This is a genomic window from Photobacterium kishitanii, assembly GCF_000613045.3.
GTDB classification, from domain to species: domain Bacteria; phylum Pseudomonadota; class Gammaproteobacteria; order Enterobacterales; family Vibrionaceae; genus Photobacterium; species Photobacterium kishitanii.
In genome coordinates, this window is the sequence record NZ_LN794352.1 from 1,247,981 (window position 1) to 1,269,695 (window position 21,715).

A 21,715-nucleotide genomic window follows, 5' to 3' on the forward strand; every position below is an offset into this window, starting at 1 on the left:
CTTTTTTAGATCAAATAGAAAGAGAAAGAATGATGAGAAAATGGCTAATTGGCAGTCTTCTTTTATTAGGTTCAAGTGCTGTATATGCGCAAAGTTGCCCTGTTGATATCCCTAACCCTATTCATATTGATAAAGGTAATGTATCCGTTTATGAGGCAGGAAAGCCGAAGTTATTAATTGATGATAATAATAATTTATTCATTAATGGTCAGCAGGTTGATCTTAATACGATCCAACAAAAAGCATTAACTGCTTATAGCGACAATATGCAGACCTATCTGCCACAAATGGCAGCCTTAGCACAACAGGGGACAGGACTTGCATTGGCTGTATTGAAAGATGTTTCTAGTAATTTTGATTCGCAAGCCGCGTTTTTAAAAGTTCAAACTCTCGTTAATCAATTAAGTGAGCAAGCTCAACATAAATTTTATAATCAGCAGGGCGAATTTGTGATGCCAGCTGATGTGTTTAGCAGTATGGACACGACATGGAAAACTGAATTTGAAAATGCAATGCAGCAAGTAACAGTAGAGTCAATATCGAGTGTATTAACAGCACTGGGTGAGGAAATGAAAAATGGAGATCTGGATTTTAGTCAGATGCAGTCTAAATTTGCACAATTAAAGACTCAGATCACTAATACCGTTACTCAGCATAGCGGTGAAATGAAAGTGAAAGCCAATGATTTATGTGGCTCAATTGAAGGGTTAGCAAAACAAGAACAACAACTTCAACAAATTATTCCACAATTGCAAGACATACCTATGTTTAAAATGTAATGACAGAAAAATATAAACAATAGTTAAAAATAGCACTTAAGGGTGCTATTTTTATTGGTATTACCACCTACACTTGGTAAAGAAGATATACGCATAAGTCTGTAGATTATCACTAGTATCGATATGCATATCGTTGTTAACAAAAGTCAAAGGAGTGCGAATGTTAAAGTTATTGATTATTTTTGGGCTATTAGCCTTTGCATATTGGGTTATTCGTTATTTATCAAAGTCACAACAAAATCAGATAGTGACTGGTTTGGTCGCAGTATTGGGTTCTGCGGCGATCATTTTTATTGGTATTGAATTATTCCGTTAGAGTAAATCGGTTAATGCAATACCGACACCTAGTCGCTGTTGTTTGTGATTGTAATCAACTAAGTTTTCACCATAGCCAGTAGAGTATTTAGTATATCCGCGTAATTTACCCCAGAGCGGGAATGTTAAACCTATTTCTCCATAACCTTTATGACTGGCAAAATTATGGCGCCCAGTAAAAGTGAACTCATAATCTTGCCATTTATATGCAGCATTGACTTCATAGTGTCCCATGTAATCAATGATATCTGGGTTATCATCGCCAGTAGGTGATGATGGTGTTTGTTTTTTATCTTCAGGAATACGCCACCATGGACGTAATGAGAAGGCGAAATTACCTTTTTCAAAAATAATATCGGTGTAGATGCGGTTCCAGCTACGGGATAATCCTTGAGTACGGCCATTAGATTGATGCTCAATACCAACAGTCATCCATGTATTTGTACCCAAAGGCGTCCATGGTGTTGGTGCAAGATAAAATATTTCGGGACGATAGTTAGTTTCTCTAAACGGACGAGAAATATCAGCAGCATATACTTGCCAGTATGATTCTAATGTGAAGGCGACAAATAAACCATCATCATGGATCAGTAGGTCACCATAGTTTAATGGTGTTTTAAAGCTGATTTGAAATTCAGCTTCGGCATTTTTCATTTTACCAGCCCAAGGACTATCCTCGTAAGCAGCGTTATTAATACTGTCTGTCATTACTATTGGTAGAAAGTAATTCATTCGGTGAGGAGTTATGACAAAGCGATGAAAAGCTGTCTCACGTTCATATTTTAGGCGCTGAGAAATAAGAGCTGGATGTGCTGTTTCTGGCGTTGGTTTAGTGGCAATAACCGTATCATTACAGTGTGAACGTATCTCCTCAAGAGTGAGGTTACCACTCAGAGTTTTAACGGCATTAAGTAGGCAAGTCTCATAATCTTGAGGTGTATTTGCTAAAACAGTGCCAGAAATCAGTACTGATGTTGTAAGGCAAAAAGTATAAATATATCTCACAATAATTCATAATCCTTGAAAGTGATGTGAAAATAAAGGGGGCTAATTATTATTTGTATGTTTTTATATTGCCATGAGTGTATCTAATTAATTATCAATATTATTAATATTAAGTCAAATAGTTGTAAAAAAGGCCGTCTTAGATAAGACGGCCTTTTATTGTTTAACAGTCAGAGTTCTATGCTGCGTGAGTTACGCGCCGGCACGACTACGGTTTGGTTTGCCATTAGGTCGTTGACCACTAGGCTTACCATTACGGTTAGTTGGGCGACTATTTGGTTTCCCATTAGCACTAGTCGTGTTATTACTGCCACTACGATTAGTGTTTGTACTCGCTTTCGTAGTATTGCCGTTACGTGAGCCATTAGGTTGTGGTTTACCATTCCCAACTGGTTTACCGTTACGGTTACTTTGAGGGCGCTTACCATCAGTACGAATATCTGGTTGGCTTGGATTTTTAGTCGCAAAACGTTTAGATCCATGACGTCCTGAACCTCGACGCTCGGCTGGTGTCATTTCAGCTTCGCTACCCGCTTCTGGTACTAAACAATTAGGGCGATTACCAATTAAGTATTTCTTGCCCATTGTGATTAAAGCATCACGGATAAGAGGCCAGTTTACAGGATCGTGGTAACGCAATAGTGCTTTATGCAGGCGACGTTGACGTTCACCTTTAGCTACAAATAAATCTTCTCGACCTTTGTACTTTACTTTCTTCAACGGATTCGTTTCAGAATGGTACATTGCTGTTGCATTACACATCGGTGATGGGTAGAAGTTTTGTACCTGATCACATTGGTAATCATTTTGCTTAAGCCATAGTGCAAGGTTCAACATGTCTTCATCCGTTGAGCCTGGGTGCGCTGAAATAAAGTAAGGAATAAGGTATTGTTTTTTACCTGCTTCTTGACTGTATTGCTCAAACATTGATTTAAAACGATCATAAGTGCCCATACCTGGTTTCATCATCAGATCAAGTGTGCCTTTCTCTGTGTGTTCAGGTGCGATTTTTAAGTAACCACCAACATGGTGAGTAACAAGCTCACGCACATATTCAGGTGACTCTACCGCTAAATCATAGCGAACACCTGATGCAATCATGATCTTCTTAATGCCTTTAACGTTACGAGCATTACGGTATAAATCAATCAGATGTTGATGATCGGTATTTAGCTTCTCACAAATCTTAGGGAAGATACATGATGGACGGCGGCAGTTCGCTTCTGCGCGTGGATCTGAGCAACCAAGACGATACATGTTCGCTGTTGGGCCACCTAAATCAGAGATAGTACCGGTAAAGCCTGGTACTTTATCACGGATATCTTCCAGCTCATTAAGGATCGATTCTTTGGAGCGGTTTTGGATAATACGGCCTTCGTGTTCAGTAATTGAACAGAATGAACAACCACCAAAACAACCACGCATGATATTAACCGAGGTTTTAATCATGTCATAAGCTGGAATTTTTGCTTTGCCGTAACTTGGGTGAGGTACACGAGCAAAAGGTAATCCAAACACAAAATCCATTTCTTCAGTCGATAATGGAATTGGTGCACGGTTGATCCATAATTCACGATCTGCATGTTTTTGGATTAATGCGCGGCCAGAATATGGGTTTGTTTCTAAGTGCATTACTCGGCTTGCATGGGCATATAAAATACGGTCATTAGCTAGCTTTTCATATGATGGCAAACGGACGACTGTATTTTCAGCATCATGGCGTGACGGACGAACATGAACAACTTGTGGTTGTTTTTCTTTTTCTTCTTTATTGGATGCACAAGTCTCTTCGGTCGCATATGGATTTTGCATCACCATCGGACGACCAGGTTTTTCAATGCGTGACGAATCGATTTCTTGATAACGCTCAGGAATGTCCTTGATCATTACCGCAGTGCCAGCAATGTCAGTTAATGACTTAATATCTTCGCCATTGGCAATACGGTGTGATACTTCGACTAGCGCACGTTCAGCGTTACCAAATAGTAGGATATCGGCTTTGGCATCCATTAACACTGAGCGACGGACTTTATCTGACCAGTAATCGTAATGAGCGAGACGACGTAAACTAGCTTCAATACCACCAAGTACAATAGGCGCTTCTTTATAAGCCTCACGACAACGTTGTGAATAAACTAACACCGCGCGATCTGGACGCTTACCACCTTCGTTATTCGGTGTGTAGGCATCATCTTTACGAAGTTTACGGTCAGCAGTATAGCGGTTGATCATCGAATCCATATTACCGGATGTGATACCGAAATAAAGATTTGGCTTACCCAGTGCCATAAAGTCGTCTTTATTGTCCCACTTAGGTTGCGCGATAATACCAACGCGAAAGCCTTGAGATTCAAGTAAGCGGCCAATAACGGCCATACCAAAACTTGGGTGGTCAACATAGGCATCACCAGTAACAATGATAATGTCACAGCTGTCCCAGCCAAGTGCATCCATTTCTTTTCTAGATGTTGGCAAGAATGGGGAAGTGCCATAGCATTCAGCCCAATACTTAGGATAGCTATCAATAGGAGTTACTTTCGTGTGCATGTTTTGACCTCTATATTTTGAGGCGGGAATTATAGCGGCTCATAAAAAGGCTGGCTAGTGATTATAAACCCTGATCTAAAACAGGGTTTTTAAATGAATCGTTATCGGACTCTTAACTATAGTGGCGTATTGGGTGATACGAAGCTGTAAATGAGGATTATTTTTAAATAAATGACGTATTGACGATTAACAAATAACCGTTCAATACGCCGATAGTTAAATGAGTTAAGACTGTGTGATGGTTGGTTGCAAACTACGTAAATCTGATCCGTCAGGACTTTGATACACCGCAAGACCAAATTGAGGCAAAATCGCTAGCACGTGATCAAAAATGTCTGATTGAATCGCTTCATAAAAAGCCCAGCGAGTATCATTGGCAAACACGTAAATTTGCACGGGTAGACCTTGGGCTGTTGGTTCTAATTCACGCACAATAAAAGTCATATCTTGACGAATTTTACTGTTTTGTTTTAGGTAAGCCTCTAGATAGGCGCGAAATACAGTAATATTAGTAATTTGTAATGCATGCGCATCACCTGTGGCGATTTCTGCATTTCTTTTAGTTATAAAATCAGCCACATAAGGGATCTGTGCTAATTTTTGCTGCTGCTGCTCATCGATAAATTTAATGGTTTCAATATCAATTAATACTGAACGTTTAATACGTCGCCCACCAGATTCTTGCATTTGGCGCCAGTTAATAAAGGAGTCTTGTACCAACGCATAAGCAGGAATATTGGTCACAGTATTATCCCAGTTTTTTACTTTAACGGTTGTTAAAGAAACTTCGTCAATACTGCCATTAGCACCGTATTTATCCATTTGGATCCAATCGCCGACCTTGACCATTTGGTTTGCTGATAGCTGAATACCCGCCACGAAGCCTAAAATGGTATCGCGGAAAACCAATAACACTAAACCAGTAGCAACACCTAACCCGCTTAAGAAGAAAATAGGCGAACGGTTGGCAAGTACTGAAATTGCAATAATGAATCCAATAAAAAAGATAATTAGTTTGGATAGCTGAACAAAGCTTTTTACCGGTAGGTTGCGACTGATCTGATTAATATCGGCCATGTCATTACTAGCATCAAGAAACGCATAGGAGCTTCTTACTAACACTATAATCAGCCATAAGCTTAATGTACGATCTATAAAGCTGCTGAGAATAGCGTGCTTATCTAATACTAACGGTATAAGTAGATTGAGCACCATTGCGGGGATAGTTAGTGATAGTTTTTCAAATACTTTGTGTCGTACCATGACGTGTCCCCATGTAGCTTGGGAACGTTTAATTGCAGATCGTAATAGTGCGAGTAATCCCCAGCGAACAAAGACATAAGATAGGAATGCTACTCCACAACAAAGCACCATAAAAATAGCGGTTGAGATATTATCTTGTGGTTGAACATTAATCCCCAGTTGTGACATCCCATTAGCAATGTCTAAGCGTATTTTATGATGGCCCAAAATCGAACTCCAAACTCACACTGTGAATAAATAAATGTAGATTGCTCGATATCGTCATTGGTTTAGAGACACAATTGACAGTGAATGCGAGTATATTTTAATAGTGGTGTTTATCTTAGCATAATCAGAAAGCTACATTAGTGGTAGAATCTTAGAATACCAAGTATGTATATTTGTTTGAACGATAAATACGATATTAAAGATAGTATGGAGATGATGGTGGCCAAAAAGTTTTATGTGGTGTGGCAAGGTCGTGAACCTGGCATTTATAGTGACTGGGCAAGTTGTAAGCAGCAAGTAGATAAATTTGCAGGAGCACGCTATAAATCATTTCCAACTCAAGCAGAAGCAATGGCAGCTTTTGGTAAACAGCCTCGAGCTGTTCGTTCATCCACGAGTGCTAATAAAACGTCAGCAAAACGTACAACAACCAGCAAAGGATCATTGACCAGTGAGCAGGTGCATGCACTTACAGCGGAAATAAAAATTTTTACTGATGGTGGGTGTGATCCTAATCCAGGTAAAGCCGGATCGGGATTGGCACTATACCGAAATAACCAACTGAATGAACTATGGTATGGCTTGTATGATCCAATGGGAACTAACAATACCGCAGAGTTAAATGCACTTAACCAAGCACTGATATTAGCTGAAAAAGCATTAGCTCAAGCAACGACTGTGGCTATTTTTTGTGATTCGAAATATTCGATTCAATGTATTACCCAGTGGGCTGTAACGTGGCAGAAAAATGGTTGGAAAAAAGCGGGTGGTGAAATTAAAAATTTAGCGTTGATTCAACAAATGTTTACGCGTTACCAAGCATTAAAGTCGCAAGTTGTGATCCACCATGTTAATGGTCATGTTGGCATTGAAGGCAATGAATTAGCCGATCGAATGTCTATTTTAGCGGTCGATACTAAAGTCGTCGATTTTTGTTTATACCAACCGCCTTATGATTTAGCTGCTTTACTTGCACTTCGCGCAGGTTAGACGGTTAGTTTCGGGTCAATACAGCGAGCATTCGTAAAATGTTCGTTTTATTTTCACCATCGCCCATCATGTCTGGATTAGCTAAGGCGTATAAATATCCATCGATACTGCTACCATCAATATCTGCTCTAAAATCGATTAAATTTGCCCATTGTTCAATATCATCGGCGTCAATTTCATCAGCAAGGTATTTTTCTAACACCATGATTAAATGTTGGTGATTAACCTCAAATGGCGTTTCATTAGGCTCAATATCAGCATTTACGTACACGGAAAAAGCAGAGTCTCGCTGAGGACCAAAGGTTAATATTTGATGAAGAGCTTGTTGTTTGTTCATAGACGAATAATTAAGGTTTGAATCAATGGCTATGATTGTGCCGCGAACCGTGACATAAAAAAAGCCCACTAAGATTATTATTCTTAATGGGCTTGGGATTTTTAAGTAGCCAATGCTCTCAATAGCATGATTAAGCGTACATAGGGACTAATACTACAGTACCAATAATAACGGTAATCAAGCCACACACCACAGGAACTACCGTACGTTTAACTACTTCAAACGGACTGATTTGTGCCATACCTGATGTTGCAACAATAACACCAGAAACAGGTGAAATAGTACGACCTAAATTTGATGCTTGTAGCATTGGAATAATTAAGAATGCAGGACTTAAACCAAGTTTAACCGCTAGCTGTGGTGCTAATTCAACGAAGGCATAGAAAGGAGCATTACCTGAGCCTGTTGCTATTGCAGCAGCAACTGTTAGAGCTGTTAGTAAGAGCATTAATGCCACACCGCCAGCGCCTGCTTTATCAGCCAGTGCAAGTAGGTTATCAATCGCACCAATGGACATTAGGCCTTGAGCGAATACGCCAGCTGCGACTAATAACATCACTACGCCTTTGAAAGCATCGCCCATACCCGCGTAACATGCTTCAAGATTTTCAAGGGTTTCTTTACCATTGAAGCGACTAGTAAGGAAATCAACTACAGCACCAATGGCAATAGAAAGTACAACGATAGTATAAATATCTAGAGTTAAGCCTGGAATAGTTTCACCGTTGAAGAGGAAAACACCCACAATCGGCAAGAAAGGTAAAATAGCGTAATAGGCAGGGGCTTTTACTTCAATTTCTGAAATATCAAGCTTTTCCATTGGCGTATTATTTTTCTTATCAAGGTATTTGTTCCAGAAAAACGCAGCGACTGCCATGACGATAATTGCACAGATAGAAACGGGTAGTACGGTTTCTACTGCGAAAACGTGTAAAGGTAAGCCTGATTTTTCAGCAGCTACAATCACATCACCAGAAGTCGGTGATAAAATAATTGCTGCTGGTGATGCACATACTGCGGCTGCTGCTGGACGAGAAATACCCATCGCCGTCATCATTGGGAATAACGTTGCCATTAATAGCACCCCAAGCCCTGTGGCAGAACTGACAGCGAGTGACATTAAACATGCAACAATATAAGCAGCAACTAATAAAACATAAGGTGATTTAATAAAAGAAAGAGGTTTTGAAAACTGTTTTACGACAACATTATTAGCGCCAATATGGGTCATATAAGTTGCGAAACCACATAGCAACATAATTTGTAGACCTAGGCCTCCATTGCGGTATTGCAGCATATATTTAATATATTCAAGTGAGTCTGTCAGTAAATTACCGGTTGATGCTACTGCTTTGGGTAATACTGTATGGCCTAAAAAGCCCGCTAAGATTAATAGTAGTAGACCGGCAACAAGAAGTACTCCCGCAGCTTTATATCCCTTTACTATGTAATAGCCAACGGCAACAGTGATCACCAACCCAATTAATAATTCCGTCATGGAAAGTCCTCTCCTAAAATCAAATAAATATGCATTTATGATCTATTGCTGCATATTCTTCATAAATTACGCGAGTAATGTAACTAAAAATAAACTTATGAACGACCATTAACAGTTAAAGATATGATCTTGCCCATGCTTTTATTGATAATGTTAATGATTTGATTTTGTTATTAATGATTGTTGATTTTAAAATGTTTAATAATTGTTACCCGTGCGAGTTGTGGTGTTATTTTTAATGATTTATTGTTGGCATTGCTGTTTTACATATTCAATAAATGTTCTATCAGCAAGTGATAGATAACCTTGTTTGCGCCATGCCATGGCAAGATCTAATTGAATCGGTTTTGTAAAAGGGATGGGAATAAGATGAGGTTCATGTTCTGTGACTAATTCAAGCAATGCGGTGATGGCAAAATCATGTCGAACGATCTGTAAAATCATTGGTAATAAATTAGTTTCAAATGAAATATTAGAGGTTAAATTATGTTGCTCACAGACGTGATCTAACATCTCTCGATGAAAGTATCCTGGTTTAAATGCCACTAATTCTTGTCCAAAAAAATCCTCAAAACTTAAGCTTTTTTTTGTAGCAAAGTTATGTTGTTCACTGACTACTGCCACCATTTGTGATCTCAACAGGTGTTCGATTTGTAAACTTGAGGGGACTTTACGATTAATAATGACTCCGAGATCTAATTCACCATCAAGTAACATTTGTCGAATAGATTGAGTACCTGCTTCAACAATGGTTAATTTAAGGTTGGGGTAGTGACTTTTAAAACCCATTAGTATTTGAGGGAAAAAATATGACCCTAGCATACTCGGTACACCAAGCCGCACTTCCCCTTTTTCTAATCCGCGTAATTCTTTCATTGCTAAGGTTGCATCTGCTATTTTCTGTAAAATTTGCTTAGCGTGTATTAGCAATACTTCACCTTCTTGAGTGAGGGTGACTTTGCGCTCATTACGATAAAAGAGGGTGAGATCTAATTGTTGTTCGAGTTTTTTGATCGCAACACTGAGTGCTGGTTGCGCAATATGAAGTTGCTCAGCTGCACGAGTGAAGTTTTTTGTTTCAGCTAATTTGGTGAAGTAAGTAAGTAGACGAGTATCCATAGGTATAGTTTTTGTTTATCACTGCGATATTATTTATATATTTTCATTATTATGTGGCTACTGCTATCGTCTTGTCACGCTATGTTTAGTGTCGAAAAATAATAATTGCTCCCCTTTTAGCTAAGCATGAATCTTTTTAATGGTGAAATCATGATAGAAATAAACACATCAGCCTATAAGAAAACCAGTTTTGCATTGGCATTAGGGTCATTTATCGTTTTTTGTAATTTGTATTTATTTCAGCCGATGTTGCCACTGATGGCGACTGAGTTTGCTGTTTCTGCGACTCAAATTAATTGGGTATTAGCGGCGACAACATTAATGCTCGCGTTATGTTTAATCCCATGGGCTATTGCATCAGAGATAGTAGGGCGACGGTTAATCATGGTGATCAGTTTATGTTTGATGCCCATTGTTGGCATTGCGATGGTTTTCACTCAGGATTTATTGACCTTAACTTTAGCACGAGCGGTTATGGGGATTTCTGTTGCAGGTTACGTTGCTGTCGCTGTGGCTTATATGGCAGAGGAATTTAGCCACACAGCATTAATGTTAGCGGTGGGTAGTTATATTAGTGCTAATTCATTAGGAGGGATTGCTGGGCGATTATATGGTGGGATTATAGGAGAACAATTAGGCTGGCATTGGGCTGTGCTAGGTATGGCTATAATGAGTTTAATTGGTGCTGTTGTGGTGATTAAATTACTCCCACCACAGCAACACTTTATTCGTCATAACCATCAACTGCGAGTACATGGTAGCCAGTTATGCGCGCATCTGAAACAACCAGTATTATGGCTAGCAATGCTAATTGGTGGATTGAATTTTGCGTTATTTATTAATCTTTATTCAGTAACGGGTTTTAGATTAGTTGCCGCCCCATTTAATTTACCGTTAAGTTGGGCATCATTAATTTTTCTTTGTTATTTGAGTGGTACAGTAACATCACGTTTAAGCGGACGTTGGGTAAGTAAGTTTAATCCAATATCAGGTATGATTTTAGGCGGTGTTTTAAGTCTTGTGGGAATGTGGTTAGGGTTAATTGAATCACGCATTGCTATTTTAATAAGTTTATTATTATTGAGTTCAGGGGCATTTTTCACTCATTCATTAGCTTATGCATGGGTGAGCCAGCATGCCAAAGTCGCTAAAGCTACCGCAACAGCGCTCTATTTAGTTCATTATTATGTTGGCGGTAGTTTAGGTGGTTTCTTATTAATTTATTGTTGGCAGCATGGCGGTTGGGATACTGTAGTTGCGGGAGGAACAGCATTATATTTGATTATGTTTATATTGTGCGGCTTCCTAATAAAATCGACTAAACAACAGCCTGTTTTACAACCGAATTAAGTCAATAATCGTTATTTAACAATGGTGTTAGTTTTATAATGGAAAGCTATAAAGTAACAACATTGTTATATTGACTTAAAATGGTTAATCGATCGCAATGGTTAATGTGTAATGACTACTTTCGCCGCGACGAGCAAAAGCACGATATTGACCGATACGGATACTGTATTTACCACTATAAGGTAATATATATTCACCGTTATCATTGATATCTGCAGAAAAAGGGTTTAAATCAGCGATACGCTCAAGTTTTGAGTTTAATAAAATCACCCATAGCTTAGTGCTTTTAGTGTCTAATGTGACTTTTAAATGCTGGTCTTTTTTTGCATAAAAAACATAATTATTGACATCATAGTTAGCAGCTGTTGCCGTATATTGACTACTGCTAGTGTCAGTCTTAAAGTGAACAGTTTCATTGCTATCTGCAGCTATTGCCATGAAAGAGCAACTACTTAAAATTAGTGCGGCAAAAAGTAACCCTAGTGGTTTTATATATAACATAATGCGACGACTCAAATTTTAGATAAACCGATTTTGCTAGCTATTGAGCAAGTTAAAAGTACGCAATATTTAATCGGGGGAAATACTGCGTACTTTAATTAGTATTATCAAAAAGAGCGGATTGGTAAAGCTGTGTTTAGTCTGCTAATGCCATTGCCAGTAAACTTACTGGGTGAATCGTTGTTAAATCAGCGTTTTCTTCAATTTGCCATTTACACGTTTCACAATCAGTTATCGCATAATCTGCTTTGGCATGGCGTATTTTTTGAAATAAGTCCTCACCAATCTTCATTGAAGTATCATAATTTTCAGTTTTAAAGCCATAAGTACCCGCTAAGCCACAACACTGGCTATCTAATACTTCTAGTTCTAAGCCTGGGATCATTTTGAGTAATTCAATGGTATACAAACTTCCTCCCGTACGCTCAAGATGACAAGGAGTATGGTAGACCACTTTTTTATTAAGAGGCTTGAGTTTAGGGGTATTACCATTCATAAAAGTTTTGAGTAAAAAACGGGTGACATATTCGATTTTATCGGCAACTTTGGCATTATCAACTTTTAAAACATGAGGATATTCCTCACGTAAAGTAAACGCGCACGTTGAAGAGGTTGATACAATAGTTGAATTATATTGCTCAATAACCGCTTCAAAATTTTGAGTATTGAGTAACGCGTTTTTCTTAGCTTTATCAAAGAAACCATTAGCAATTAGCGGTACACCGCAGCATTTTTCTTTTTTAAGTAATTGTACTCCAATATTCATTGCATTCATGACTTTAATGAAATCTTTACCTAATTGTGGATGGTTATAATTAACATAGCAGCCATGGAAGTAATGCACTTGTTGTGGATATTTAGTTTGTTGCTGACAGTGTTTTTTATACCATTGACGGAAAGTACCGTGAGAATATTTAGGTAAACTTTTATGATCATGGACACCAATGGTCTTATGCATGATTTTTTTTACGGGTTTCATGCTTGTTACTGCGTTTACAATCGGAGCAAAAGGTGTCGCGACAGTTCCCATTAAATCAGTATGGCTTAATACAAAGTCACGAATTGTTTTAATATTAATATCGTGTTTAGCATGCTTACTGCGCGCAACAGCAATCATATCACCAATTTTTACCCCTGAAGGACAAGCGGTTTCGCAGCGTTTGCAGTTAGTGCAGAGCTTGAGCATATCATCATAAAATTCGGCACTTTTAATCCGTAAGCGTTCGCCATCAGGGCCGCATTGTTTTGGGCCGGGGTAATTAGGGTTTGCTTTAGCAACAGGACAATAAACGGTACATACGGTGCATTTAATGCATTGGTCAAAACTGGTATCTTGCTTGAGCATTAGATATTGCCCTCTGCTAATGATGGAAAAATAGCGCTTGATGTGTAGTTATCGCGTAATGCGATCATTGATTGTGCAGCATGATAACCAGTACTGATAGCAACGCCACTGCCACTACCTTCAAAAATAGGATTGTAATGCGCTAAAATAGCCCCTGCGCAATAGAGGTTAGTGATGGTGTTGCCGTTAAGGCTTGGTTGAAAGTGTTGATTGGTTTCAACGCCCATGGCTAAGAATTGATGTGGTTGCTCACTAAAAAATTGTGATTGATACCAATGCTGGTGGTTAGTTGATATTAATGGCGCGATATCTAATCCAAAAATAGCCTCTTCAATATGGTGACGTTCAGCATGTAGGCCTCGACTAAAGAAGCTGCCACTGGCAAGTAAATAATTATTAGCCATTAATGGCATGTCGCCGTGATGACGAGTAAAAATACGTTGGAGTTGATTATTTTCAAACTCACCATGAGTCACTTCATCGCCCGCAAGAATCAGTCCACCTAACGATTTATAATAGCTTTTCATCGCATCTTCTAAACGTATGCCGAGTAATGATGGTGGCATTGTTGGAATTTCACATAATTGGTAGCCAGTTAATTGTTCTAATTTTTTAATGACTTTGATACCGGAGCCGTTACCAAATACCGCTGGCAGTACCACCAAATCGGTTTCTCCAATGGCATTTTTCATTGCTGATGCGAAACGTTGCAGTTTGTTGTCATCAGCTAATACACGGGAAATATCAATTGAGCGATATTCACAAGGGTTACGTTGCATTAATTCAACGTTAGGTAATGCAACCGCAGCGGTTGTGATTTCAACATTGGCAAACTGAGGTAATAAACGTAAATTATCAGCAGCTAATTGCGGTTGAAAATCACGAAATCCATCAATGGTTACTAATGCTATTTTATGTAATGCCTTAGCGGGTTCAAACATTGGAAAAGGGTGGACGGTTGATTGTGATAACCAGGTGGCCTTAAATGTTCCCATTGGTGTAATACGTAAATGATTACAGTCATCAGGTTGATGGTGTAGTTCAATGCCAATATTTTTCATTGTTTGTTGATACCAATCAATAGCTTGATGAGTAACATCAACACCTAATTTACTATAAGGATGATCGGGGGATTGATTGGCTAAAGTCTCAAATTCATTAAAAGGGTAATGGGTTACAGCACCTGTAGGTAAACGGCTTAACACATCAATTGAGCCAGAAGAGAAATGGAGCGCACTTTGACCTGCGGCAATAACGGCTGTTTTAAGTCCAGCTTGAGCGCAACGAATAGCACACGTTAAACCTGCAACACCACCACCAATAATTATATTATCAAATTTCATTATTTTTCCTCGCAGCTTGGATTGATAGCAATGGTAGATGTTGGTGGAATATCACTTACGCCAAATAGACCCTCATAGATCCAATAAGAAAACTCGCCTTCACGTAGCGCATCACCCCAAAATACCGGTTTAATGCCTTTCCAACGTTCTTCAAGAAAATCACTAAGAATATGACTCGCACTGTTGCCATCAGTGTTGCCATATTCAGCAAATAAACCAGCAGCACGATAAGAACAGAGTTCACCTTGGCAAGGTCCCATTCCTACACGAGTACGACGCCGTAAATCGACTAAGTTATGGACATCTAATTGCTTGATCGCATATTCAACTTCGCCACAAGTTACCATTTCACATTCACAAATAATCGCTTGGCTTTTTTTGCTGTCAGTTAAAAATTGTTGAGCGCGTTCACCATGTCGATAATAAGCCGATTGATAGACAGGCTTGGCTAAGCTGGCTGTGTGTTTAATTGCTTTTGGTTGTTCAGAGCCTGGTAGTGGTTGCTGGTGGGTAATGCAAGGATTGGTATTACCGAGTTTTTTTGCAACAAGATCGGTGGCCCACTCTGCCATCATGCGGTATGTCATTAACTTACCGCCGGTGATAGTAATAAATCCGTCCATACTATCGCGTTCAGCGTGATCGAGTAGCACGATGCCACGGCTAATATTACGGCCGCTAGTATCACCATCGACAGCGACTAATGGCCTAACGCCAGCATAAGCACGTAATACGCGTGTGTTTGCCATAATTGGCGCAAGTTTGGCGCCTTCTTTTAATAAAATATCAATTTCTTTGCTGGTGACATGGAGATCGTCAATATCTTTATAATCAATGCGTTCAGAGGTCGTACCGATCAGTGAAATAGTGTCACCAGGTACTAAAATATCCGCATCAGAAGGTTTTCGACAGCGATTGATCACTAAGTTATTAATTCGGTAATCCAAGATCAATAATGATCCTTTAGCGGGGAACATAGTGATATTAAGATCGCCGTAGTGACATATTTGTTGTCCCCAGATCCCTGCAGCATTAATAACTTGCTGTGCTCGAATCTCAAAGTGGGTATTAGTTTTTAAGTTTAAGCATTTAACCCCTTTTACAGTGCCGTTTTCTTGAATAAGGGCCGTCACAAAAGTGTGATTAAAAAGTTGTGCGCCGTGTTCGATAGCATCAAGTGCATTAGAAGAGGCAAGGCGAAAAGGATCGATAGTACCGTCGGGCACTTTTACTGCACCAATTAACTGTGGGTTACAGTTAGGTTCTAATCGTAGGGCTTGTTGGGGGGTTAATTGCTCAACGTCAATATCAGCCCCTTGGCAAGCACCAATGAATTGTTGTTGAAATTGGAGATCGTCATCGGGTAGAGAAATAAACAGTCCCTGTGTGTCTTCAACACAGTGGCGAGCAATATTTTTAAGAATACGATTTTCAATAATGCATTCTTTGGCTGATTCTGGATCAGTAACGGCATAACGAGCACCAGAATGAAGCAAGCCATGATTACGACCAGTTGTACCAGAGGCTAAATCGTCTTTTTCAATTAAGATGCATTTTATGCCACGGAGGGCACAATCACGCATTATACCTGTACCTGTTGCGCCACCACCGATGATCACAACCTCTGTTTCTAACCAAGTCGTCATGTTCGTTTCGCTTATCGTTATTGATTACAGTATTAGCGCTTCTAACGCCCACTATTATAGTAGGGTTAATATGCCACTAAATTAGACTATATTTGTTGAGCGAACGCACATAAATGAGCGAACGAACATTTTTGACGTTCATTTTGGTTCATAACGAGATGGTCTTGATAATATTAAGTCGGTTAATCATGTTAAAGAGTGATTAATTGTAATATAGAGGGGCAAATTCGCATCTTGACGTGACTTGAGTATAATTGTGCTCCCTTTATTTTTTATGATGCATATTATGATCGGCTATCTCGCATTTTTAATTCCAGCACTGCTTGGTGCGCAATGTATTTTGACTTTAGTACTTACCAAAGGGGAGATTTGCCCTGGTCAACGAGGTCGAGTACATAAGATGCTACCAGTATTGCTTGTTGGGTGGCTGCTAGCTGCGATTAGCCAAGTTTGGGCAGTGCTTCCTTTACTGAGTTTGCTGTTTTTTACTGTCAAAGTGAAAACCAGTAAAACGCGAGATTCAGGACCTCTAATAGTCCTTTATGGTGCTAATTTATTGGGTTTGATTTGTTGGATCATGTTATTGCCGATGATGGACATGCCTGAAGTGTTGTTGAGCTTAGTGGCAATGGCACTGTATGGTGGTTTACTTGCCCATGTTCTATTAACTTTTTCACGAACTCGGTTACAGGCTTTTCACCGCATTTTACCGTTTGTTGGCTTTATAAGTGCGATTGTTTCGGTACTATTATTAGTCTGGAAAATTATTTTCATGGGTGAGGCGGCGACAGCACCTTACACCGTAGAAATTGTTATTTCGTTATTGTGTTTAGTCGTTGCAATGTTGCTATGGTCAGGGCATATTTTATTACATAAAACGGTAAATAAATGGCAGTTATTAGCGGCTGCAGCGTTACTAACATTTTCTGCCGTAATGCAATTGACCTTATTTTAAGTCATTAGCTTAGATATTAGTTAGCCTTTATCTTGTTTGAGATAAAGGCTTTTTTATATCTGAAAATTACTAACAGGAGAACTAATAACATATCGTCTATGCTTAATGAGTTACGTACACTAATGACTGTGATCATTGAATAGTAAGGGGGAAATAATGGAAATTAATAACTTACTTGGTATGGATACCCATATTGTGATTGGTATCGTTAATGAGCGTTTGCGATTAGAGTGTAACTCTATGGCAGAGTTAGCATCTCGGTATGAATTAAGTGAAACTGAACTGACCACAAAACTGGCTCAGCAAGGTTATTATTACGATCCATTAAATAATCAGTTTAAGTAAATCCGCATTTAATTCTAGCAAGGCATTAAACTGTTTTAATGCCTTGTAAATGTTGCTGACACTGCTGTTTCGCCGTTGCAAAAAAAGCATTTAAATAATGATGTTTGTATTCAGAAGCCCGTACTGCAGCAAAGAGGCGTCGCCATAATCCTTTACCTAGTGGCTTGCTGATAATTAATCCTTGACGGACGAAATTATCAACAGCCCAATTAGGTAATGCTGCAACTCCCATCCCCGCAGAAACCATTTGAATTAACATTAAACTATTATCTGCTTGTTTCCATGCTAATGGTTCAATACCTGCTGGTTGCAGAAAGTGTTTAACAACATCTAGTCTATTTCGTTGAATGGGATAACTGAGTAGGATTTGATCAATAAGATCGGTCGCGACAATATGTGATTTAGTCGCTAGTAGTGATTGTGGCGCCACGATCAAACACATTTCAAAATCAAATAATGGTTCATAATGAATTTCATGACGTGGTTGAATGTCTGCTGTAATCACTAGGTCTAATTCGCCTTTTGCAAGTGCAGGGATTGGATCAAAACTAAATCCTGATGAAAAGTCGACAGTTACGTCTGGCCATAATGCTTGATATTGCTTTAGTGCTGGCATTAGCCATTGAAAACAAGAATGACACTCAATCGCCATCTGTAATCTACCCGTAGTTTGGTGTTTACTATTGGCGAGTTCTTGTTCTGCTGCTTGTATTCTTGGTAATACTTGATCAGCTAAATCCAGTAGAACTTTACCCTCTGTTGTAAACCTTACCGGACGTGTTTTACGTAAAAAAAGCGGGCTACCTAGACGTTGTTCAAGATCCTTTAATTGGTGAGACAGCGCGGATTGCGTTAAATACAAATTATTTGCTGTTGCGGTGAGTGAGCCTGTAGCTCTTAGTACAGTTAATGTTTTGAGATGTTTCAGTTCAATCATATTCCATCCTTGGCTCACTGATGTATCTGTTGATTGTTTTTTAATCTACGCAGTTAAGTTGCAATTGTAAACATCCAGATGGCTAAACGGCCATTTTAATTATTAACTTTATGAATGACTAGGATTTTAACGTGAAATAAATTCATGATCATTATGAGATAAATCATCTTGTTGTCGGTGTTGTTGTCCGTCACTGTGTTATTCAACCTGAATCATTTTAGCCATTGTTTTTAGTGGCTTTATGATTGATAACATATTGAATTAAAGGAATATGACAATGACAGCGTTATCAGATAAAACCACGACTTTAACTAAAACAGTTACCCATATTTTAGGTTATCCACGAATAGGTAGTCAGCGTGAGTTAAAGTTTGCTCAAGAACGTTATTGGCGTGGTGAGAGCGATCAAGCACAGCTTAAACAGGTTGGGGAGCGATTACGTCATCGCCATTGGAATGACCAAGTTAGCGCTGGACTTGATTATGTTGCAGTAGGGGATTTTGCTTGGTATGACCATGTATTAGGCACCAGTATGCTGCTTGGTCACATTCCAACTCGTCATCAACAAGATTTTCCTGACTTAGATACCTTGTTCAGCGTTGCGCGTGGTAAAGCGCCGACAGGGTGTGCTTGTGCTGCTGCTGATATGACTAAATGGTTTAATACTAATTACCATTACATCGTGCCAGAGTTTACGTCAGAAGACAGTTTTAATGTCAGCTGGCAACAATTGTTTGAAGAAGTAGCAGAGGCAAAAAAAGCGGGTCATAACGTTAAGCCGGTATTATTAGGGCCTGTGTCTTATTTATGGTTAGGTAAAGAGAAACAGCAAGGGTTTGATCGATTGACATTATTACCACGCTTACTTACGGCTTATCAGCAAATATTAACTAAATTAGCCGCATTAGGGGTTGAGTGGGTACAGATTGATGAGCCTGCGCTAGCACTTGAATTACCGAGCGAGTGGAAAGCGAGTTTTAAATTAGCCTATCAAGTTCTGCATGGTAGACCAAAGTTATTACTGACTACCTATTTTGATGATATAAGCCACCAATTAGAGATTATTTCTCAACTTAATGTCGATGGCTTACATATTGATTTATCGGCAGCACCAGCGCAATTGGCCGCTGTTGCAGAGGCGATACCTAAGCATTGGGTATTATCAGCTGGCGTGATTAACGGACGTAACGTGTGGCGGGCAGATCTCGCGGAATGGCTGGTTAACTTACAGCCACTTAAGCAACAATTAGGCGCAAAGTTATGGTTGGCAAGTTCATGTTCATTATTGCATAGCCCAATAGATTTAGATCATGAAACAGAATTTGATGCCGATGTCCGTCAATGGTTAGCATTCGCCAAACAAAAATGTGGTGAGGTTACCTTATTAGCACAGGCTCTTGATGGTGATCAGGATGCGATTTCTGAATGTGAGGATTACAGTGCCAGCATCAAAGATCGCCTTAGCAGTGAGCGAGTGAATAATCTGCAAGTACAGCAACGTACTGCGGCAATCACTTTCGAATTGGCTGAGCGAGAGCTTCCTTATGCCGAGCGTGTTATTCAACAGCAATGTGTGTTGCAATTACCATTATTGCCAACAACGACCATAGGCTCATTTCCACAAACAGCAACAATTCGTAGTCAGCGCAGTGATTTTAAGGCTGGGCGCATAACCGAGTCTGATTATAACCAAGCATTACAAACGCACATTCAAGAGGCGATCACGCGTCAGCATAATTTGGGGCTTGATGTGTTAGTACATGGTGAACCTGAGCGAAATGATATGGTGGAGTATTTTGCTGAACAGTTAGAAGGGTTTGCCGTTACTCAATATGGTTGGGTGCAAAGTTACGGTTCTCGATGTGTAAAACCAGCGATCATTGTGGCAGATATTTATCGCGCTCAACCTATGACTGTCGAATGGATCCGTTATGCACAATCATTAACCACTAAGTTAGTTAAAGGGATGCTGACCGGACCTGTAACTATCTTGGGGTGGACATTTGCTCGTGAAGATTTATCGCGAGAAGATATTGCTAATCAAATTGCGTTAGCTTTGCGTGATGAAGTGACAGATTTACAAGCTGCAGGGATTCGTATTATTCAAATTGATGAGCCTGCAATAAGAGAAGGATTGCCGTTAAAGCAGAGTCAGTGGCAAGCGTATCTCGATTGGGCAGTGAAGGCGTTTAAGATCTCTGCAGCAGGGGCTGAGCCACAGACACAAATTCATACTCATATGTGTTATAGCGAGTTTAATCAGATTATAGCGTCTGTGGCAGCGTTAGATGCCGATGTAATAACCATTGAAACATCACGTTCAGATATGGAATTACTTAAAGCATTTGAGGCATTTGATTATCCGAATGAAATTGGTCCTGGTGTGTATGATATCCATTCACCTAATATTCCTGAGGTTGACACAATAACAACGTTAATTGATAAAGCTGCGGCGCTGATTCCGATTGAACGTTTGTGGATTAATCCCGATTGTGGTTTAAAAACCCGTAATTGGGAAGAAACTGAAGCAGCATTAACAAATATGGTGACGGCTGCCAATATTTTGCGTGAAAAATACCATAAGGTTATCGCCGCATAATGAGCAATCAATAAAAAAGCGGCTACATATTTCTCTTTCTCGTTGAAAGAATGTAGCCGCTTTTATTTGTTAATCTATGAACGATTATTGTGCGTTAGGTGCCGCAACATCACGTGCAAATGTTAAGGTATGGTTGGTGTTAGTCATTGTCATGGTATCGCCTGAAATGCTGACTTTGTTCCACTCAGAAAGAGATTGTGAAAAGGTTTGTTCAATCTTCATTTCATTATCTGGGCATAGCATCATCGTCATACCCATTTTTTCAATACGGAATTGACCGTCTTTTACTTCAGCTTGACCAAAGTAACGGTTACAACCAGCGTGACCATTTGCAGCAAGATCAGTAGCTAACTCTAGTGTTGGTGCTGGTTGAGAAAGATCTTGGTTATCAATTTTCACTAATGACCAGCTACCATTAGCAAGCTCACTGCCTGTTACTTGGTGTGGTGTTTGAGTGGTGATACCTGTAGTTGAACATGCAGCTAACATCATAGGAAGTACCAGTGCTGATAATAGACGCTTTTTCATTGTAGTTATTCCTAACATTAAATTAAAGATAATAAAACTTAGCAACAGATGAATAGAAATCATGATAATTTTTCTATTATCTTTGGATTACTTATATTGAGTAAAA

At 39.3% G+C, this 21,715-nt stretch carries 19 protein-coding genes; 7 read left to right on the plus strand and 12 right to left on the minus strand.

The annotated features are described in order from the left end of the window. The first annotated feature begins 29 nt into the window (after nucleotides 1-29). The gene (locus PPBDW_RS05975) at nucleotides 30-779 is read left to right on the plus strand and encodes a DUF2884 family protein (protein WP_243423002.1); all 750 of its coding nucleotides are present in this window, start codon (nucleotides 30-32) and stop codon (nucleotides 777-779) included. A 160-nt stretch (nucleotides 780-939) separates the two neighbouring features. Continuing rightward, complete coding sequence (locus PPBDW_RS05980; RefSeq protein ID WP_036794055.1) at nucleotides 940-1,095, plus strand: hypothetical protein; 156 nt, start codon at nucleotides 940-942, stop codon at nucleotides 1,093-1,095. Here the strand turns inward: PPBDW_RS05980 and PPBDW_RS05985 are convergent. From PPBDW_RS05985 to PPBDW_RS05995, 3 genes are all read right to left on the minus strand, one after another. Next, nucleotides 1,092-2,099, minus strand: a complete 1,008-nt coding sequence (locus tag PPBDW_RS05985) for a phospholipase A (RefSeq protein WP_036794056.1) — start codon at nucleotides 2,097-2,099, stop codon at nucleotides 1,092-1,094. The two genes, PPBDW_RS05980 and PPBDW_RS05985, sit on opposite strands and share 4 nt — an antisense overlap. A 192-nt stretch (nucleotides 2,100-2,291) precedes the next feature. Continuing rightward, on the minus strand, nucleotides 2,292-4,646 hold the full coding sequence (locus PPBDW_RS05990) for a YgiQ family radical SAM protein (protein ID WP_036794057.1): 2,355 nt from the start codon (nucleotides 4,644-4,646) through the stop codon (nucleotides 2,292-2,294). Nucleotides 4,647-4,871: 225 nt separating this feature from the next. Then, nucleotides 4,872-6,077 carry a mechanosensitive ion channel family protein gene (locus PPBDW_RS05995; RefSeq protein ID WP_045043660.1) on the minus strand — a complete coding sequence of 402 codons (1,206 nt, stop codon included), beginning with the start codon at nucleotides 6,075-6,077 and terminating at the stop codon, nucleotides 4,872-4,874. A gap of 258 nt (nucleotides 6,078-6,335) precedes the next feature. On the opposite strand from PPBDW_RS05995, the gene PPBDW_RS06000 reads away from it, so the two are divergent. Further along, the gene (locus PPBDW_RS06000; RefSeq protein ID WP_036796310.1) at nucleotides 6,336-7,106 is read left to right on the plus strand and encodes a ribonuclease H family protein; all 771 of its coding nucleotides are present in this window, start codon (nucleotides 6,336-6,338) and stop codon (nucleotides 7,104-7,106) included. A 4-nt stretch (nucleotides 7,107-7,110) separates the two neighbouring features. Here the strand turns inward: PPBDW_RS06000 and PPBDW_RS06005 are convergent, their stop codons facing one another. The 3 genes from PPBDW_RS06005 to PPBDW_RS06015 form a co-directional block, all read right to left on the minus strand. Next, on the minus strand, nucleotides 7,111-7,443 hold the full coding sequence (locus PPBDW_RS06005; protein ID WP_036796311.1) for a hypothetical protein: 333 nt from the start codon (nucleotides 7,441-7,443) through the stop codon (nucleotides 7,111-7,113). A gap of 130 nt (nucleotides 7,444-7,573) precedes the next feature. Then, a complete protein-coding gene (gene dcuC / locus PPBDW_RS06010; RefSeq protein ID WP_036794060.1) occupies nucleotides 7,574-8,941 on the minus strand; it encodes an anaerobic C4-dicarboxylate transporter DcuC in 1,368 nt (455 codons plus the stop codon). A gap of 243 nt (nucleotides 8,942-9,184) precedes the next feature. Continuing rightward, entirely contained in the window at nucleotides 9,185-10,060 is an 876-nt protein-coding gene (locus tag PPBDW_RS06015) for a LysR family transcriptional regulator (protein ID WP_036794062.1), read from the minus strand. Nucleotides 10,061-10,210: 150 nt separating this feature from the next. On the opposite strand from PPBDW_RS06015, the gene PPBDW_RS06020 reads away from it, so the two are divergent. Beyond that, the gene (locus tag PPBDW_RS06020) at nucleotides 10,211-11,410 is read left to right on the plus strand and encodes an MFS transporter (RefSeq protein WP_036794064.1); all 1,200 of its coding nucleotides are present in this window, start codon (nucleotides 10,211-10,213) and stop codon (nucleotides 11,408-11,410) included. Nucleotides 11,411-11,494: 84 nt separating this feature from the next. Here the strand turns inward: PPBDW_RS06020 and PPBDW_RS06025 are convergent, their stop codons facing one another. The 4 genes from PPBDW_RS06025 to glpA all read right to left on the minus strand — a co-directional run bounded on the left by PPBDW_RS06025 (nucleotide 11,495) and on the right by glpA (nucleotide 16,245). Next, nucleotides 11,495-11,911 carry a hypothetical protein gene (locus tag PPBDW_RS06025; protein WP_054261998.1) on the minus strand — a complete coding sequence of 139 codons (417 nt, stop codon included), beginning with the start codon at nucleotides 11,909-11,911 and terminating at the stop codon, nucleotides 11,495-11,497. A 136-nt stretch (nucleotides 11,912-12,047) separates the two neighbouring features. Then, nucleotides 12,048-13,256 carry an anaerobic glycerol-3-phosphate dehydrogenase subunit GlpC gene (glpC, locus tag PPBDW_RS06030; RefSeq protein WP_036794066.1) on the minus strand — a complete coding sequence of 403 codons (1,209 nt, stop codon included), beginning with the start codon at nucleotides 13,254-13,256 and terminating at the stop codon, nucleotides 12,048-12,050. Continuing rightward, nucleotides 13,256-14,599 (minus strand): glycerol-3-phosphate dehydrogenase subunit GlpB, encoded by a 1,344-nt coding sequence (gene glpB / locus PPBDW_RS06035; RefSeq protein ID WP_036794068.1) that lies wholly within the window; start codon nucleotides 14,597-14,599, stop codon nucleotides 13,256-13,258. Before glpB ends, glpC begins: the two co-directional genes overlap by 1 nt. After that, nucleotides 14,599-16,245: an anaerobic glycerol-3-phosphate dehydrogenase subunit A gene (gene glpA, locus PPBDW_RS06040; protein ID WP_036794071.1), complete on the minus strand. Its 1,647-nt coding sequence runs from the start codon at nucleotides 16,243-16,245 to the stop codon at nucleotides 14,599-14,601. The genes glpB and glpA overlap by 1 nt, the downstream gene beginning before the upstream one ends. A 286-nt stretch (nucleotides 16,246-16,531) precedes the next feature. On the opposite strand from glpA, the gene PPBDW_RS06045 reads away from it, so the two are divergent. After that, nucleotides 16,532-17,200 carry a hypothetical protein gene (locus PPBDW_RS06045; RefSeq protein ID WP_036794073.1) on the plus strand — a complete coding sequence of 223 codons (669 nt, stop codon included), beginning with the start codon at nucleotides 16,532-16,534 and terminating at the stop codon, nucleotides 17,198-17,200. Between the two features lie 156 nt (nucleotides 17,201-17,356). Further along, nucleotides 17,357-17,545 carry a DUF4250 domain-containing protein gene (locus tag PPBDW_RS06050; RefSeq protein ID WP_036794074.1) on the plus strand — a complete coding sequence of 63 codons (189 nt, stop codon included), beginning with the start codon at nucleotides 17,357-17,359 and terminating at the stop codon, nucleotides 17,543-17,545. Nucleotides 17,546-17,570: 25 nt separating this feature from the next. On the opposite strand, the gene metR is transcribed toward PPBDW_RS06050, so the two are convergent. Further along, on the minus strand, nucleotides 17,571-18,482 hold the full coding sequence (gene metR / locus PPBDW_RS06055) for an HTH-type transcriptional regulator MetR (RefSeq protein ID WP_036794076.1): 912 nt from the start codon (nucleotides 18,480-18,482) through the stop codon (nucleotides 17,571-17,573). Between the two features lie 277 nt (nucleotides 18,483-18,759). On the opposite strand from metR, the gene metE reads away from it, so the two are divergent. After that, the gene (gene metE, locus PPBDW_RS06060) at nucleotides 18,760-21,081 is read left to right on the plus strand and encodes a 5-methyltetrahydropteroyltriglutamate--homocysteine S-methyltransferase (protein WP_054261999.1); all 2,322 of its coding nucleotides are present in this window, start codon (nucleotides 18,760-18,762) and stop codon (nucleotides 21,079-21,081) included. Between the two features lie 84 nt (nucleotides 21,082-21,165). Here the strand turns inward: metE and PPBDW_RS06065 are convergent, their stop codons facing one another. Beyond that, entirely contained in the window at nucleotides 21,166-21,609 is a 444-nt protein-coding gene (locus tag PPBDW_RS06065; protein WP_036794078.1) for an META domain-containing protein, read from the minus strand. Nucleotides 21,610-21,715: the final 106 nt, after the last annotated feature.